This is a genomic window from Arthrobacter sp. NPDC057388, from assembly GCF_042668165.1.
GTDB lineage: Bacteria > Actinomycetota > Actinomycetes > Actinomycetales > Micrococcaceae > Arthrobacter.
In genome coordinates, this window is the sequence record NZ_JBHVBL010000020.1 from 1 (window position 1) to 15,916 (window position 15,916).

Genomic DNA, 15,916 nt, shown 5'->3' on the forward strand with positions numbered 1-15,916 from the left:
GCCCTTATTTTGCCTGACGGCGGGGCTTCCGCCCCACAGAACCCTGAACCCTAGCGGTTGCGGTCCTCGTCGATGGCGTCGCCGTCCACTAGGTCGAGGTCCTCTTCGTCGAAATCGTCTTCGTCGATTTCCACATCCGGCTGGACGTCGCTCTTGTACGGGTCGGCGTCGCCGGCGTGCTTGGCGTTGCGTGCCAGTTCAGCCACCTCCGCATCGCGCTGCTTGGCGGTGCGGAGCAGCTCCTCGAGGTTGGACGCGTTCACGGGGATCTGGTCCGCGACGAACTCGAGCGTGGGAGTGAGCCGGGCAGTAATGTTCCGGCCTACTTCCTGCCGCAGCACGCCCTTGGCCTTCTCCAGCCCCTTGGCCGCATCAGCCTGCACGGCCTGGTCGCCGAACACGGTGTAGTAGACGGTGGCGTGCTGCAGGTCATTGGTCACCCGGGCGTCGGTAACAGTAATCCCCTCAAGTCGGGGATCCTTCACCTTCCGGCCCAAAGCCTCGGCAACAACAACCTTAATCCGCTGCGCCATCTTGGCAGCGCGTGCCGGATCAGCCATTTTTACTCCTAAATATTGAGTGCGACGGCGGCACAATGGCTGCGTCGACCGTTTCAGTTATCTGCCACGCACCTAAGGCGAGTCTACGACGGACTCGTTGGATTTTTTCCGGCAGCCTGGGAGTGGCATCCAAGGTAACAGCCGAGGGACCCGATGCGAGCTTGCGAGCATTGGGAAGGCTGATACCGCTGCCGGAGCTGGGCGGCTCGGGATCGAAGATTCCAAGCCGGCCAGCGAAGGGGCGGGGCGCCCCCAATACTCGGAGGCTTCCCGGGCGGGCGAAAGTACGGGGCCGCCGGGAAAACCCAACGGCCCCGCACCTCGGAACGCTAAACCGACTTAGACGCGCGGCTTCTCGCGCATCTCGAAGGTCTCGATGATGTCGCCTTCAACGATGTCGTTGTACGAGCCAAGACCGATACCGCACTCGAAGTCCGTACGGACCTCGGTGACGTCGTCCTTGAAGCGCTTGAGCGTCTCCACCGTGAGGTTGTCGCCGATGAGCTTGCCGCCGCGGCTGATGCGGGCCTTCGTGTTGCGTCGGATGGTACCGGTGCGAACGATGGAACCTGCGATGTTGCCGAACTTGGAGGAACGGAACACTTCGCGGACCTCGGCCGTGCCCAGCTGGACCTCTTCGTACTCCGGCTTGAGCATGCCCTTGAGTGCCAGCTCGATGTCATCGATTGCGGAGTAGATGACGGAGTAGAAGCGCATGTCCACGCCTTCGCGGTCTGCCAGTTCGGCAACACGCTCGGCCGGCTTGACGTTGAAGCCGATGATGACGGCGCTGTCGACCGTTGCCAGGTTGACGTCGTTCTGCGTGATCGCACCAACACCGCGGTGGATGACACGGAGCTGGACACCTTCACCGACGTCGATCTTGAGCAGCGCGTCTTCGAGGGCTTCCACGGCACCGGAGACGTCACCCTTGAGGATGAGGTTGAGGGTGTCGATCTTGCCTTCGGCGACGGCCTGGTCGAAGTCTTCCAGGCTGATGCGCTTGCGGCGCTTGGCGAGCTGGGCGTTGCGCTCAGCCGCTTCACGCTTCTCGGCGATCTGGCGGGCAGTACGCTCGTCGGCGGTCACCAGGAAGGTGTCACCGGCGCGCGGCACGTTGGACAGGCCGAGGACCTGGACCGGGCGGGACGGCAGTGCGACATCAAGTGCTTCGCCGTCCTCGTCGAACATGGCGCGGACGCGGCCGTGGGCCGTACCGGCCACGATCGTGTCGCCGACCGCGAGGGTACCGGACTGCACCAGGACGGTGGCAACGGAACCGCGGCCCTTGTCCAGGTTCGCTTCGATGGCGATGCCTCGGGCGGCCTTGTCCGGGTTGGCCCGCAGGTCCAGCGCGGCGTCAGCAGTCAGCAGGACAGCGTCGATCAGCTCGTCGATGTTCAGGTTCTGGCGGGCAGAGACCTCAACGAACATGGTGTCGCCACCGTATTCTTCGGGAACCAGGCCGTACTCGGTGAGCTGGCCCTTGACCTTGTCCGGGTTCGCGCCTTCCTTGTCGATCTTGTTCACGGCCACGACGATCGGCACGTTGGCCGCCTGGGCGTGGTTGAGGGCTTCAACGGTCTGGGGCATCACGCCGTCGTCCGCTGCCACCACCAGGATGGCGATGTCCGTGACCTTCGCGCCACGGGCACGCATGGCGGTGAACGCCTCGTGACCCGGGGTATCGATGAAGGTGATGTCGCGCAGCGAACCCTCGTGCTCGTGGCTGATCTGGTAAGCACCGATGTGCTGCGTGATGCCGCCATGTTCGCCGGCAACGACGTCAGAGTTACGAATGGCATCCAGCAGGCGGGTCTTACCGTGGTCAACGTGACCCATGACGGTGACTACCGGAGGACGTGCCTCAAGCTCTTCGTCACCCTCGGCCTCGAGTTCGGCTTCGACGTCGATATCGAACGTGCTGAGCAGCTCGCGCTCCTCATCCTCCGGCGAAACGACCTGCAGCTTGTAGCCGAGTTCCTCGCCAAGGAGTGCAAAGGTGTCCTCGTCCAGCGACTGGGTTGCCGTTGCCATTTCACCGAGGTGGAAGAGCACGGTAACCAGCGCGGCGGGGTTCGCCTCGATCTTGTCGGCGAAGTCCGTGATGGACGAGCCACGGCGGAGCCGGATAACGGTGTTGCCGTCGCCGCGGGGTACGCTCACGCCACCAAGCGACGGTGCGCTCATCTGCTCAAGTTCCTGGCGCTTCGCGCGCTTCGACTTGCGCTGCTTGCCGCGGCCGGCGCCGCCCTTACCGAAGGCACCCTGGGTTCCACCGCGACCGCGGCCACCCTTGCCGAAGCCACCGCCGGCGGGAGCACCGCCGCCGCCACCGGGACCACCGGTTCCGGGAGCACCGGGACGGCCGGGTCCGCGGCCGCCGCCGCCGGGACGGCCGGCACCTGCAGGTGCGGGACGATCGGTGCGGTTAGGCATCATGCCAGGCGTAGGCCGGTTTCCACCACCGGGGCGCGGAGCACCGGGACGGGGTCCGCCTGCACCAGCCGCGGGACGCGGGCCGGGCGTAGCCCCGGGACGCGGAGCACCGGGGCGGGGTCCGCCTGCACCGGCTGCCGGACGGGGACCGCCGGGACGTTCGCCATCAGCGCGGCCGCCGCCGGGACGGGGCATGCCCTGGGACGTGGCAAACGGGTTGTTGCCCGGACGAGGGGGACGCTCGCCGTCTCCGCCGCGGCCCCGGGGCATGCCCTGGGACGTGGCGAAGGGGTTGTTGCCGGGGCGGGGGCCACCGGGGCGCGGCGCACCGCCCGGACGTGCGGGAGTTTCTGCCTTGGGCGCGGGACGGGCTCCCGGCTTGGCACCCGTGGAGGGCGCGGCAGGCGTAGCGGCAGCAGGAGCTGCCGGGGCGGCGGGAGCAGCCGGAGCTGCAGGCGCCTCGGCCTTGGGAGCCGGTGCCGGGGCGGGAGCCGGAGCAGGTGCCGCAGCCTTGGGGGCAGCGGGACCGGGAGCCGGCGCCGGACGGGAATCAGCCGGCTTGGCCGGGGACTTGGGGGCAGCTGCGGGGGCTTCGGACTTCGAAGCGGCGGCAGCCGGGAACGCGTTGCGGAGTTTCCGCACCACGGGGGCCTCAATGGTGGATGAGGCGGAGCGAACGAATTCGCCCAGTTCCTGCAGTTTGGTTACTGCATCTTTGGAAGTAATACCGAGCTCTTTTGCAAGCTCATGTACGCGGACCTTGGCCACATTTCTCCTGTCTCGGTCCGCACCGAGCCAGGCACGAACCGTCTACTTCTTACTGCGGGCCCCCGCTGCTGTTACAGCTGAAAGGCCCATTGCAGAGCGCAACAAAGTTGTCATCGTTACGCACTCATCGCTGGGAACTCATCGGGTTTCCATCAGATTTCTGACCCGCTTTCAGGTTGGACGGTTGGTACTGCAGACGCCGGGACGTCCGCAGCGTGCGCTCCTGCCGTTATCCGGCGTTCGACGGCGGCGGTTCCGGTTGACCCGTTGAGGGCCCTTCCGAAGGCTCGCCGCTTGACCGCCAGGGCCAGGCACGCTTCGCTGGGATGCAGCCATGCACCCCGGCCAGCCATCCGGCGTCGTTCATCCACCACGACGGCGGACGAACCGCCGGCGTCGGAGACGAGCCGGAGCAACTCAGACCGCGGCCCCTTTTGCCGGCATCCGATGCAGGTACGCTGCGGCTGATTCCCGTGGGGTTGCACGTGTGCCACTTCCGAGTATCTTCCTGCCTGTACCGATCTGCCTGTCCGGCCACCCTCCACTGCCTTTCGGCAGGCCTGCGTTGAACAGGTCCGGGCGCATGAACACGCTGATGCCGGCCGCTAGGCGCGGCCAAGTTCTATTCTAGCCCCTCAGGGGCCTTATACCCGAAACCGGAAACCGAAACTGCCCGCCACGGGGGCGGACAGTCCGTTCGAAGCCAGGTGCTGTTCCGGACGGTTTTTCGGCCGTCCGGCCCACTCCTCTAGCCGCGCGGAGCGGCCGCGTCAGAGACGATATCGATGCGCCAGCCCGTCAGCTTGGCGGCGAGGCGGGCGTTCTGGCCCTCCTTGCCGATGGCCAGGGAGAGCTGGTAGTCCGGCACCACAACGCGGGCGGACCGGGTGGCCTCGTCGGTGATGGTGACGGAATTCACGCGCGACGGCGACAACGCGCTGGCGATGAAGGTGGCCGGATCCTCGCTGAAGTCAACGATGTCGATCTTCTCGTCATTCAGTTCGGTCATGACCGCCCGCACGCGCGAGCCCATTTCGCCGATGCAGGCGCCCTTGGCGTTGATGCCCGGGGTGTTCGCCTTGACCGCGATCTTGGTGCGGTGCCCGGCCTCGCGGGCCAGCGCGACGATCTCCACGGAGCGGTCGGCGATCTCCGGGACCTCCAGCTCGAAAAGCTTCCGGACCAGGCCCGGGTGCGAACGGGACAGCGTGATGGACGGGCCCTTGGTGCCGCGGTGCACGTCGATCACGTAGGCGCGCAGCCGGTTCCCGTGAATGTACTTCTCCCCCGGCACCTGTTCCGGCGGCGGAAGCAGGGCCTCCACGGTGCCCAGGTTGACCTGGATCATGTGCGGGTTGTTGCCCTGCTGGATCAGCCCTGCGACAAGCTCACCTTCGCGGCCCTTGAACTCGCCGAGGACGTTGTCATCCTCAACATCGCGCAGCCGCTGCAGGATGATCTGCCGTGCGGTGCTGGCGGCGATGCGGCCAAACCCGGCCGGCGTGTGTTCGAACTCGCCGATGGGTGCGCCGTCGTCGTCAATCTCGGTGGCCCAGATGGTCACGTGGCCGCTCTTGCGGTCCAGCTCCGCCCGTGCCTTCTCGAAGGCGCCGGGTGACTTGTGGTAGGCAACCAGCAGTGCCTGCTCGATCGTGGGGATGAGGAGATCCAGCGGGATTTCGCGCTCACGCTCCAGGAGTCTCAGCGCGCTCATGTCAATATCCATCAGGCCTCCTCAGAAGGTCCATTGTGCTCAGTTTCCAGACCGGCCTCGTCGAGGCGGCTGAACTCAATTTCGACTTTTCCGCTGCGGATCTTGTCGAAAGGAAGTTTTACGGGGTCGCCCTGCCTGGGCTTCATGCCCTTTTTCACGGCGATTTCAGGGACAAGGGTCACGCCGGCATCGTCAACGGAACTGATCCTGCCCGTGACGTTCTCATCCTGGATCACGTTGACGGTGACCATGCGGCCACGGGCGCGGTGCCAGTGCCGCGGTTCAGTCAGTGGCCGCCCCACGCCGGGCGACGAGACTTCCAGGTCATAGGGGCGGCTGTCCGTGCCGGGATCGCTGTCCAGGATGTCGGAGAGTTCCTTGGAGATGTCGGCGATGACGTCCAGGCTCACGCCGCCTGTTTCCTCCTGCGGCAGATCCACCACAACGTGGACCACGCGGTTGGAACCTGCGATGTGGATGGCAACATCCTCCAGGTAAAGCCGGTGCGACTGGACCGCGGGTTCCAGCAGGGCGCGGAGGCGTTCAGCCTCGGGATTGTGGACAGCCGCGGGTTCAGCCTTTCCCGCGCCGGTCCGGTCTGATGAAGTCGTGGCTTCTGCATTGCTCACGATGCCGGCCGCCTCCCGTTAGATGATGTTGTGACTACTAGCGTAGCGATTTTCCGGAGAGCTTGGTGCACGGACTTCCCGGCGGCCGTGACAACATGGTCTGTTGTGAATGACGACAGCGGGCGAAAAAGAGGGCCGGCCAGCTACCTCCGGTACGCCCTGCTGGCACTCGCCGCCTTCCTGGTGCTGAGCCTCGGTTTTGCGCTGATTCCGCGGGAATCCCCGGCACCGGCGGCACCACCTTTTTCGGAGCAGGCACGCTCCGCCGCCCTCGCCGAGACCCTGGAGCTGAGGGCCGCCAGCCAGCAGCTCGCGAACGGTTCCTCCGGCGCCAGGCGGCAGCTGTTTTCACACGCTGTGACTTTGCTGACTACGCAGGCACAGGCGCTCCTCCTTCCGGACGGCGCGTCGGGATCCGCCAGCCCGGCTGCCGGCGCATCATCCGCCCCAGCACCGTCGGGCACGGCACCGTCGGGCAGGGCACCGTCGGGCAGGGCACCGTCGGGCACGGCACCGTCGGGCCGGGCCACGCTGCCGGCGCTGGCAGGCGCGTTGTCCCAAAGCGGCAAGGAACGTCTGGTCCATGCTGAAAAGGCCGACGGCGGGATGGCCCGCCTGCTCGCGGCGGTGGGAACAGCGCAGCTGCTCCAGGCGACGGCGCTGGCAGAGGCTGCGGGGACGACGCCGCCTGCGTTCCCGACGCCGGCAGCAACGCTGCGCAATGCGGCCACCACATGTTCCGTTCCCTCCGGCAGCAGCGCCCCGCCGCAGGCCGGCCCCCAGCCGGGCAGCAGCGGCCAGCCTGACAACGCCACCCTTGCTGCCGCCTTGGGCCGTGCGGTCCGGACGGAAGTTGAAACGGTGTACGGCTACCAGGTGGCACTGACCCGGCTGAAGGGTGCCGCCGCTGAACAGGCCGCCGGGCTGCTGGCCCGGCACGAGGCCCTGGTAGGGCAGGCCGAGGGGTACACACGCGTTCACTGCGTGTCCGTTCCACCACGTGAACCGGGCTACACCCTGGGCTCCTCGTTCCTGCAGAAGCCCGCCGCGGGGCTCGCCAGTTTGGAAGCCGGAACGCTCCCGGTCTACGGCGACCTGGTGGCCCTGAGCGACGGTGAGACACGGAAGTGGGCAGTCGCCTCGCTGGTTGCGGCTGCCCAGCGAACCGTGCTCTGGGGCTCCGATCCGGGACCCGTGCCCGGCATTGTGCTGGACACCGCGATCCTGCCGGAACTTCCGGAGCCGGAAACCACCTCAGCGCACCCGACCGGTCAAAGCGTGTCCGCGCCCTAGTTCCACTGGCAGGCGGCTGCCTCCAGGTGGTTTGCTGGAGCCATGGATTCCGCGGACAATTCTGCCCTGCCCCTTGACGGGCAGCACGCCAATGAGCCCCACAACAACGATCTCGTGCACCGTCTGAACTGGTTGCGTGCGGGTGTCCTCGGAGCCAATGACGGGATCGTGTCGGTTGCAGCCATTGTGGTGGGCGTGGCCGGTGCGACCAGCGAGCACGGCCCCATCCTCGCGGCCGGTGCTGCCGGACTCGTGGGTGGTGCCGTCTCCATGGCCTTGGGCGAGTACGTCTCGGTCAGCAGCCAAAGCGACAGCCAGAAGGCGCTGATCGAGAAGGAGCGCCGGGAACTTGCCGAGGAACCGGAAGAGGAGCTGCTGGAGCTCACCGCGATTTACCGGAGCAAGGGCCTCAGCGAGGAAACGGCCCGGAATGTGGCGCGGGAACTCACCGAGCACGACGCCCTCGCCGCGCACCTTTCCGCGGAACTCAACATCGATGAAGAAGACATCGTGAGCCCCTGGCATGCCGCTTTTGCATCAGCCATCGCCTTCACCCTGGGAGCCCTGCTGCCGATGTTCGCCATCCTGCTGCCCCCCGAAAACATCCGTGTTGCCGTGACCTTTGGAGCGGTTCTGCTGGCCCTGGCCCTGACGGGAGCCGTCGGCGCCTGGATCGGCGGCGGCTCAAAGATCCGGGCGGCTGCACGTGTGGTGGTGGGTGGCGGCCTCGCCCTGGCCGCGACATTCTCCATCGGTAACCTGCTGGGCGCCAGCGGCATCGTGTAGGGCTCCAGTCGAGCTGCCCGGCGGGAGCTGCGCCCTGCCGCCCGCACGCTGCCCGCTCTACTACGCTGGAGATGTGAGCCCGCCAGCAGACGTTCCCATTCCCCCGGACCTGTCGCGCCGATACTCACGCAGCAGCGCCGGCCGGGCCTGGCTGGCGTCGCTGCCGGACATGATCCGCGGCAGGCTGGACCAGTGGCAGCTCGACCTGGACCTGGCACCGGGAACGCTACCCTGGAGCGGGCATGGCGGCATTGTGGTGCCGGTCCGCTCGGCAGGCGTGGCCGCCGCTCTGAAGGTTGCTTTTCCGCACGACGAAGCCCTCGTGGAACGCCATGCGCTGGCGCTGTGGGGCGGCCATGGTGCGGTGCAGTTGCTGGCCTCCGACGCCGGGACGTGTTCCATGCTTCTTGAGCGCCTGGACGCCGGCAGGTCACTGCGGACAGTGCCGATGGACACTGCCCTGGAAGTGTGGGGCAGGCTGATGCGTGAGCTGAGCCTTGTGCCCGACGGCCGGCCCCAGTGGCAGGAGTTTTTACATGTGGCCGCCCGGGCGGAACAGTGGAGCGACGATCTGCCCGCCGAATGGGAACAGCTTGGCCGCCCGTTCCCCCGCTGGCTGCTGGAGGCAGCGCTCGAAGTCTGCCAGACACGCGGCGCCGTAGGCCGCCGCTCTTCCGAGGACGTCCTGGTCAACACAGACTTCCATTACCTCAATATCCTCGCCAGGATCGACGCCTCAGGCAGCAAAGCGTCCGGCGGCTTTGCCGCGATCGACCCGCAACCCATGGTGGGCGAGGCGGAATTCGCCGTGGCCCCTGTGCTCTGGAACCGGATTCCGGACCTGCCCGCCACGGATCCCGCCGGCGGCCTACGTGCCAGGTGCCACGACTTCAGCGTCGCCGCAGGACTGGACCCGGAAGTGGCACGCCAGTGGAGCCTGGCCCGCGAAGTCGACAACGCCCTGCACTACGCCTCCCGGCCCGGCCATGGCGGCGACATGGCACGCTCCCTGTGGGTTGCCAGCACATTGGCCGGGCAGACACTGGACGGGCTTCCGGCTGCCCGCGACTTGCCCGAACCGGGCGCCGCCATGAATTCATCACCGGCCTAGCGCCCTCCGGGCTGGCCTGGCCGGCTTCCAGGGCGGTGGGACCGCCTCCGTGGCTTAGGCGAAGTTCTCCTGCCAGACGTCGAAGGCGAGCTTGACGATCAGCGCGAACACCACAACGAGGAACACCACGCGCACGAACCTGCTCCCCTGCTTTACGGCCGTGCGCGCGCCGAGATAGCCCCCGGCCATGTTCGCCGCGCCGAGCAGCAGGCCCACGCCCCAGAGCAAAGACCCGTGCGGGAGGAAGAATATGAGTGCTCCGGCGTTGGTGGCCATGTTGACGATCTTCGCCTTGGCACTGGCCTCAAGGAAGGCGTACCCCATCGCGGAAACCAGTGCGATCACAAGGAACGATCCGGTGCCCGGCCCGATCAGCCCGTCATAGAACCCGATCACGGCGCCGATGGCACAGGCCACCACATAGTGGGTGCGGCCGTCGTGCCTGAGCTCGGTGAGGTGTCCGGCGTCGGGCTTGAGGGCCGTGAACAGCGCGACGGCCACCAGGGCCACCACGATGATCGGTTTGAACACCTCCGCCGGCAGCCGGGTGGCGAGCAGCGCGCCGCCAAAGCTGCCCGCCAGCGCGATGACGGCCATCGGTATGGCCGTCCGCAGGTCTGGCCGGACCCGGCCGTAATAGGTGACGGCGCTGGTGGTGGTGCCGAAAATGGAGCCCATCTTGTTGGTGGCCAGTGCCTGCACCGGGGTGATCCCCGGCACCAGCAGCAATGCCGGCAGCTGCAGCAGGCCGCCGCCGCCCACGACGGCGTCAACCCAGCCTGCCGAGAAGCCAGCCACCACTATCAGGACGACAGTGGCGAGCTGGATCGACTCAAACCCCGAAACCACTGGGGGCGGGCGTCAGTTGCTGCGGACAGCGTTGACCACGTAGTCAACGGCCTTGTCCACGGCAACGTTTTCAGCCTCGCCGCTGCGGCGGTCCTTGATTTCAACGACGCCGTCCGCCAGTCCGCGGCCGACGGCAAGGATGGTGGGGACACCAACAAGCTCGGCGTCGCCGAACTTGACGCCCGGGGACACCTTGGGCCGGTCGTCGTAGATGACGTCCAGGCCTGCGGCTTCGAGTTCGAGGGCGAGCTGCTCAGCGGCCGCGAAGATCTCTTCGCCGCGGCCGACGGCCACCACATGGACGTCTGCGGGAGCCACGGAGCGGGGCCAGACAAGGCCCTTGGCGTCGTGGTTGGATTCCGCCAGCGCGGCCACCGCACGGGTGACGCCCACGCCGTAGGAACCCATGGTGACCACCACCTGCTTGCCGTTCTGGTCCAGGACCTTAAGTTCCAGCGCCTCGGCGTACTTGCGTCCCAGCTGGAAGATGTGGCCCATCTCGATGCCGCGGGCGATTTCGAGCGGTCCCGAGCCGTCCGGGGCTTCGTCGCCGGCGCGCACTTCGGTGCACTCGATGACGCCGTCCCACGTGAAGTCCCGTCCCGCCACGAGGTCATAGACGTGCTTGCCGGCCATGTTGGCACCGGTGATCCAGGCCGTGCCGCTGACAACACGCGGGTCGACCAGGTACAGAAGCTTGGCGGCGCCCTCCAGGCCAAGGAGCGGCTCGTCCAGGGACATGCCGGGCCCGAGGTAACCGCGCACGATGAGCGGGTTGCGGGCCAGGTCCTCCTCGCCGGCGGCTTCGACGGCGATTTCGCCGGCGACCGGGAGGTAGGCGCCGATGTTGGCCTCGACGCGCTTGAGATCCACGCCCCGGTCGCCCGGGACACCGAGGACGACGATCTGGCGCTCACCAGTGGGAAGGGTAACGGCGAGTACCACGTTCTTGAGCGTGTCAGCGGCAGTCCAGGGGCCGCCGTCGGCCTCGCTGCGCGGCGCGAGCTCGTTGGATGCCGCCACAAGCGTGTCGATCGTGGGGGTGTTCGGGGTGTCGCGGATCACCGCGGCCGGGGCGTTGGTGAAGTCGATCTCGGCGGGGGCCACCGTGCTCACGGCTTCGACGTTGGCGGCGTAGCCGCCGGCGGAGCGCACGAACGTGTCCTCGCCGACCTCCGTGGGGTGCAGGAATTCCTCGCTCTTGGAACCGCCCATGGCGCCGGCCGTGGCTGTGACGGGGATGACTTCCAGGCCCAGCCGTTCGAAGATCTTCAGGTACGCCTCACGGTGGGCGGCGTAGGCGGCGTCCAGCCCGGCGTCGTCGACGTCGAACGAGTACGAGTCCTTCATGATGAATTCGCGGCCGCGGAGCAGGCCGGCGCGCGGGCGTGCCTCGTCGCGGTACTTGTTCTGGATCTGGTAGATGCTCAGCGGCAGGTCCTTGTACGAGGAGTACAGGTCCTTGACCAGCAGGGTGAACATTTCCTCGTGCGTCGGGGCCAGCAGGTAGTCACCGCCCTTGCGGTCCTGAAGCCGGAACAGCCCTTCGCCGTATTCGGTCCAGCGGTTGGTCGCCTCGTAGGGCTCCTTCGGCAGGAGCGCAGGAAAGTGGACTTCCTGGGCGCCGATGGCGGCCATCTCTTCGCGGATGATCTGTTCCACCTTGCGCAGCACGCTCAGCCCCAGCGGCAGCCAGGTGTAGATGCCCGGAGCCGCGCGGCGGATGTATCCCGCGCGCACGAGCAGCCGGTGGCTGGCCACCTCGGCGTCGGCGGGGTCTTCACGCAGGGTGCGCAGGAAAAGCTTGGAGAGTCGAAGAACCACGGGTAGGTGTCCGTTTCTTGGGGGAAGTGCTGATTGTCTGGGTACTAATCTACCGGCTGGGCAGCAGTACAGGTTCCGGGTCCGGCGGGAGCTGAACAGAAAAGCCACGCCCCGCAGGTGAAGCCCCTGGCCGTTTCCGGCTGGTCATCCCTGTGGTGGCGTGGCTCCGCGGCCGGTCATGCCGCCAATTCTTGAGAGACCACCCGAGTCCGAAAACGCGGTTAGGTAGAACCTATGTGATAGCCGTCACCGATTTCAAATCCCCTGTTCGGGGACCTGCGCCCGGGGTGGCCCCGGCTAGAACAGGACCGTAGCGAAGGTCCCCACCTGCCGGAAGCCGACACGTTCATACGTGGCACGCGCCCGGGAGTTGTAGTCATTGACATACAGGCTGGTGACAGGCGCCATCTTCTGCGCCAGCAGCACCACGGCTGCCATATAGCCGGCGCTGAGCCCGAGTCCCCGGTGGCTGGGATTCATCCACACCCCCTGGACCTGGGTGACCTCGGACGTGACGGCTCCGAGCTCGGCCTTGAAAATGACTTCCCCGTCCTTGACGTGGACCAGCGAGTGGCCCTGGCGGATCAGTCCCGCCACCCGGCGGCTGTAAAAGTCGCGCCCGCCAAGGTACGGCGAGTAGCCCACCTCCTCCTCGAACATCGCCGCGCAGGCGGGGAGGATGACATCAAAATCCGCGTATTGCCCGTATCCCAGCTCCCAGTTCGGCTCAACGGCCGGGGCTCCGGTGATGGTCATGAGCGGCTGGTCCGGCCGCACCTCATGAGCCGCGTGGCCCAGCTCCTCCAAGTGCCGGTGCAGGGCAAGGACGGTGCCGGCCGGGCCGAAGATCGAGGCGTACCGGCGCCCCGAACGGTGGGCCGCAGCAGCCACCGGGCCTGCCAGTTCGGGATCCAGCTGGACGGGAACGAGGTTGGCGCCTGCCCAGCAGGCACCAACCAGCACGTCGTCGTCGAAAACCCCCAGGACGCTGGCACCGCCCGGCGTGGGCGCGGCGGAGTCCGTCGACTCCAAATGCGCCAGAATGAAGACATTGGCTACGGGATCCGTTTCGGCCAGATCACGCAATTGGCGGGTGTCCGCAACACCCAGTACCCGGACGGCAGCACCGTCCGGGGCGGCGCCGTCCTTATGAGACGCTAACCACGGGGCTACCCTTGACAGCATCTTCGCCATCGGCCTCCCCCATCTCTTCCGCGATACGCATGGCCTCTTCGATCAGTGTCTCAACAATCTGGCTCTCGGGGACAGTCTTGATGACCTCACCCTTCACAAATATCTGGCCCTTGCCGTTGCCGGACGCGACACCGAGGTCAGCTTCCCGCGCTTCACCCGGACCGTTGACGACGCAGCCCATGACGGCGACGCGCAGCGGGATCTCCATGCCTTCGAGGCCCGCGGTGACCTGCTCGGCGAGGGTGTAGACGTCCACCTGGGCCCGGCCGCAGGACGGGCAGGAGACGATTTCCAGCTTGCGGGGGCGCAGGTTCAGTGACTGCAGGATCTGGTTGCCCACCTTGATCTCCTCGACGGGAGGGGCGGACAGGGACACGCGGATGGTGTCGCCGATGCCGCGCGAGAGGAGGGCGCCGAAGGCCGTGGCCGACTTGATGGTTCCCTGGAAGGCGGGGCCGGCCTCCGTGACGCCCAGGTGCAGCGGCCAATCTCCCTTCTCGGCGAGCATTTCGTAGGCCGCCACCATGACCACGGGGTCATTGTGCTTGACGGAGATCTTGAAGTCGTGGAAGCCGTGCTCCTCGAACAGCGAGGCCTCCCAGACCGCCGACTCGACCAGCGCCTCCGGGGTTGCCTTGCCGTACTTCTTCAGGATGCCCGGTTCCAGCGATCCGGCGTTGACGCCAATGCGGATGGACGTGCCGTGGTCCCTGGCCGCCTGGGCGATTTCCTTGACCTGGTCGTCGAACTTGCGGATGTTGCCCGGGTTGACGCGGACCGCGGCGCATCCGGCCTCGATGGCCGCAAAGACGTACTTCGGCTGGAAATGGATGTCCGCGATGACCGGGATCTGCGACTTCCGGGCGATGATCGGCAGCGCCTCGGCGTCGTCCGCGGACGGGCAGGCGACGCGGACGATGTCGCAGCCGGAGGCGGTCAGCTCGGCAATCTGCTGCAGCGTGGCGTTGATGTCCGTGGTGGGCGTGGTGGTCATGGACTGCACACTGATGGGGAAGTCGGAACCGACGCCGACGGAGCCCACCTTGATCTGGCGCGTCTTGCGGCGCGGGGCAAGAACGGGCGGTGGTGCGGATGGCATTCCCAGGCTGACCGAGGTCACGTGGACTCCTTGAAATCGAAAATCGGTAGTGCGGGGTAGTTAGGCTGCGTGCTCAGCCAGGAGGCCGGTCACGGGGGCCCATTCGGTGGTTCGTGTGCCGGAAATGACGCCCGCAGCAGCGAAGGGATCCTGCCGCAGGAGTTCGTTAAGGGCGGCTTCGTCGGCCGCCTTGAAGATCAGCAGTGCGCCCGCACCGTCGCCGTAGGGTCCGCTGGCAAGAAGCGTGCCGTCCTGCGCGAGTCCTGCAGTCCATTCGCGGTGGGCGGGCCGGGTGGCCGCGCGCGTTTCGGAGGACTCGGCGTCGTATACGTACTCAACAGCAAAAACAGTCATAGAGATACCCTATCCCGCGGCCGGGCTACCCGAGGAGCACGACCTTCGTGAAGGCGGCAACTCCGGCGGCCCACAGCATAGAGGCCAGGGTGCCGATGATGAACCGCTCCGCAGCCACGGGCGTTTCCTTCAGTTCCGCGAACCGGCCCAGGCCCTTGATGGCCACCACGTAGGCGATGGCCACGGGCTGTCCGGCCAGGATCGCAAGGCAGACAGCAAGCCGCTCGAGCACCCCGATGATGGCCCCGCCCCGGAGAATGCGTGTGGCCGGCGCCTCACTTCCCGCTACCGGCGCGCCAGCAGTGCCGGCGTCCACCGTAATGTCGCCGTTCACCGTATTGCCCTTGTCCGCCGCGGCCGGGCTGTCCGCCGCGAGGGGGCTGTCCACGGTCACATCGGCCGAGGGGTCCTCGGCTGCGTCCCTGCCGGCCACGGCGGCGTCGGCTTTGTCATCGATGGTGCGGGCCAGCCGGAAAACCAGGGCCGTGACAGGCCAGCCCACGAAACCGGCCGTCAGCAGGGCGGCTGCGATCCAGACAGCGTTCACGGTTCTCCTAGCTTCTCGTCGCGGCCCTGGTCTAGAGAGTTATCAAGGGCGAGGCGGTGTGCGGTCGCCAGCAGCATTTCCACCGCAGGCCGTGCCGCCCATTCTTCCTGCCAGCCCGACCGGAGGACGGAGCGGCTCACCGACTGCTCGCTGATTCCCAGTTCCTGCGCCACCAGCTTCTGGAGGCCGTGGCGTCCTGCGCCCTGCCCGGCTGTTGCTCCGATCTTGGCACGGAGGGCATCCACCACCCGCCACTGGGCCTCGGTCCGGTCCTGCACCAGCTTCCCGACGAGCCGCAGCACGGCCTCCGCATTGGCGCACGCCGCCGCGGCGTCATGCGCCCGGCTTCCCGCAGCCACGGCCACGGGCACGTGGCCTGCCGCGGATTTGGCCCGTTCCACCGCCTTGCGCGCAGCAACAAAGGCAGCCCCGGAGCCTTCGCGGGGGCTGGCGTCCTGAGCCAGCGTTCCCGGCCCTACGCCGATCCCGACGTACCAGTGCCCGCTGCGCAGGGCGCTGAGCGCCGCGTCGACCACCAGAACCGGGTCCTGCAGAACTCCCTGCACCTCATCGCCGACGGAGCGTTCAAAGCGTGTGCCCGGATAGCTGCCGAGTGCCGCGAGGAGCTCGGGCACGCGGTCGAGGTCATGGGTACTGTCCCGCTGATCGATGGTCAGAACGAACATGGCTAAACCGTATCCGGCTTATATCCACAAATCAATCATTTCAAGCTGATTATCCGAAATCAG

The 15,916-nt window shown here is 67.0% G+C and carries 15 protein-coding genes; 3 read left to right on the plus strand and 12 right to left on the minus strand.

The window, feature by feature from the left end:
• Positions 1–50 precede the first annotated feature (50 nt).
• From rbfA to rimP, 5 genes are all read right to left on the minus strand, one after another.
• The gene (gene rbfA, locus ACFUTU_RS11315) at positions 51–560 is read right to left on the minus strand and encodes a 30S ribosome-binding factor RbfA (RefSeq protein ID WP_377964220.1); all 510 of its coding nucleotides are present in this window, start codon (positions 558–560) and stop codon (positions 51–53) included.
• 339 nt (positions 561–899) lie between these two features.
• Positions 900–3,767 (minus strand): translation initiation factor IF-2, encoded by a 2,868-nt coding sequence (gene infB / locus ACFUTU_RS11320; RefSeq protein ID WP_377964222.1) that lies wholly within the window; start codon positions 3,765–3,767, stop codon positions 900–902.
• 152 nt (positions 3,768–3,919) lie between these two features.
• Positions 3,920–4,312, minus strand: coding sequence for a YlxR family protein (locus tag ACFUTU_RS11325; protein ID WP_377964224.1), 393 nt, complete (start codon positions 4,310–4,312; stop codon positions 3,920–3,922).
• A 203-nt stretch (positions 4,313–4,515) separates the two neighbouring features.
• Positions 4,516–5,493 (minus strand): transcription termination factor NusA, encoded by a 978-nt coding sequence (gene nusA, locus ACFUTU_RS11330; protein WP_076798160.1) that lies wholly within the window; start codon positions 5,491–5,493, stop codon positions 4,516–4,518.
• Positions 5,493–6,110: a ribosome maturation factor RimP gene (rimP, locus tag ACFUTU_RS11335; RefSeq protein ID WP_377964226.1), complete on the minus strand. Its 618-nt coding sequence runs from the start codon at positions 6,108–6,110 to the stop codon at positions 5,493–5,495. Before rimP ends, nusA begins: the two co-directional genes overlap by 1 nt.
• 105 nt (positions 6,111–6,215) lie before the next feature.
• Between rimP and ACFUTU_RS11340 the strand changes: the two genes are divergently transcribed.
• The 3 genes from ACFUTU_RS11340 to ACFUTU_RS11350 all read left to right on the plus strand — a co-directional run bounded on the left by ACFUTU_RS11340 (position 6,216) and on the right by ACFUTU_RS11350 (position 9,300).
• Complete coding sequence (locus ACFUTU_RS11340) at positions 6,216–7,403, plus strand: DUF4439 domain-containing protein (protein ID WP_377964228.1); 1,188 nt, start codon at positions 6,216–6,218, stop codon at positions 7,401–7,403.
• Between the two features lie 42 nt (positions 7,404–7,445).
• Positions 7,446–8,189, plus strand: a complete 744-nt coding sequence (locus tag ACFUTU_RS11345; protein ID WP_377964230.1) for a VIT family protein — start codon at positions 7,446–7,448, stop codon at positions 8,187–8,189.
• Between the two features lie 73 nt (positions 8,190–8,262).
• On the plus strand, positions 8,263–9,300 hold the full coding sequence (locus ACFUTU_RS11350) for an aminoglycoside phosphotransferase family protein (RefSeq protein WP_377964232.1): 1,038 nt from the start codon (positions 8,263–8,265) through the stop codon (positions 9,298–9,300).
• Positions 9,301–9,354: 54 nt separating this feature from the next.
• Here the strand turns inward: ACFUTU_RS11350 and ACFUTU_RS11355 are convergent, their stop codons facing one another.
• From ACFUTU_RS11355 to ACFUTU_RS11385, 7 genes are all read right to left on the minus strand, one after another.
• Complete coding sequence (locus ACFUTU_RS11355; protein WP_377964234.1) at positions 9,355–10,149, minus strand: sulfite exporter TauE/SafE family protein; 795 nt, start codon at positions 10,147–10,149, stop codon at positions 9,355–9,357.
• Positions 10,150–10,161: 12 nt separating this feature from the next.
• Entirely contained in the window at positions 10,162–11,973 is a 1,812-nt protein-coding gene (locus ACFUTU_RS11360; RefSeq protein WP_377964236.1) for a proline--tRNA ligase, read from the minus strand.
• 297 nt (positions 11,974–12,270) lie between these two features.
• Positions 12,271–13,158 carry a GNAT family N-acetyltransferase gene (locus ACFUTU_RS11365; RefSeq protein ID WP_377964340.1) on the minus strand — a complete coding sequence of 296 codons (888 nt, stop codon included), beginning with the start codon at positions 13,156–13,158 and terminating at the stop codon, positions 12,271–12,273.
• Positions 13,121–14,287 (minus strand): flavodoxin-dependent (E)-4-hydroxy-3-methylbut-2-enyl-diphosphate synthase, encoded by a 1,167-nt coding sequence (gene ispG / locus ACFUTU_RS11370; RefSeq protein ID WP_377964238.1) that lies wholly within the window; start codon positions 14,285–14,287, stop codon positions 13,121–13,123. Before ispG ends, ACFUTU_RS11365 begins: the two co-directional genes overlap by 38 nt.
• A 39-nt stretch (positions 14,288–14,326) precedes the next feature.
• Entirely contained in the window at positions 14,327–14,620 is a 294-nt protein-coding gene (locus ACFUTU_RS11375; RefSeq protein WP_354261805.1) for a YciI family protein, read from the minus strand.
• Between the two features lie 25 nt (positions 14,621–14,645).
• Entirely contained in the window at positions 14,646–15,167 is a 522-nt protein-coding gene (locus tag ACFUTU_RS11380) for a hypothetical protein (RefSeq protein ID WP_377964240.1), read from the minus strand.
• On the minus strand, positions 15,164–15,853 hold the full coding sequence (locus tag ACFUTU_RS11385; RefSeq protein WP_377964242.1) for a MarR family transcriptional regulator: 690 nt from the start codon (positions 15,851–15,853) through the stop codon (positions 15,164–15,166). The genes ACFUTU_RS11380 and ACFUTU_RS11385 overlap by 4 nt, the downstream gene beginning before the upstream one ends.
• Positions 15,854–15,916: the final 63 nt, after the last annotated feature.

What these genes read in the sequence shown, in the direction of transcription:
- rbfA (WP_377964220.1), bottom strand. Translation starts at nt 560, where the DNA reads ATGGCTGATCCGGCACGCGCTGCCAAGATGGCGCAGCGGATTAAGGTT.
- nusA (WP_076798160.1), bottom strand. Translation starts at nt 5,493, where the DNA reads ATGGATATTGACATGAGCGCGCTGAGACTCCTGGAGCGTGAGCGCGAA.
- ACFUTU_RS11345 (WP_377964230.1), top strand. Translation starts at nt 7,446, where the DNA reads ATGGATTCCGCGGACAATTCTGCCCTGCCCCTTGACGGGCAGCACGCC.
- ACFUTU_RS11385 (WP_377964242.1), bottom strand. Translation starts at nt 15,853, where the DNA reads ATGTTCGTTCTGACCATCGATCAGCGGGACAGTACCCATGACCTCGAC.
- ACFUTU_RS11365 (WP_377964340.1), bottom strand. Translation starts at nt 13,158, where the DNA reads ATGCTGTCAAGGGTAGCCCCGTGGTTAGCGTCTCATAAGGACGGCGCC.
- ACFUTU_RS11375 (WP_354261805.1), bottom strand. Translation starts at nt 14,620, where the DNA reads ATGACTGTTTTTGCTGTTGAGTACGTATACGACGCCGAGTCCTCCGAA.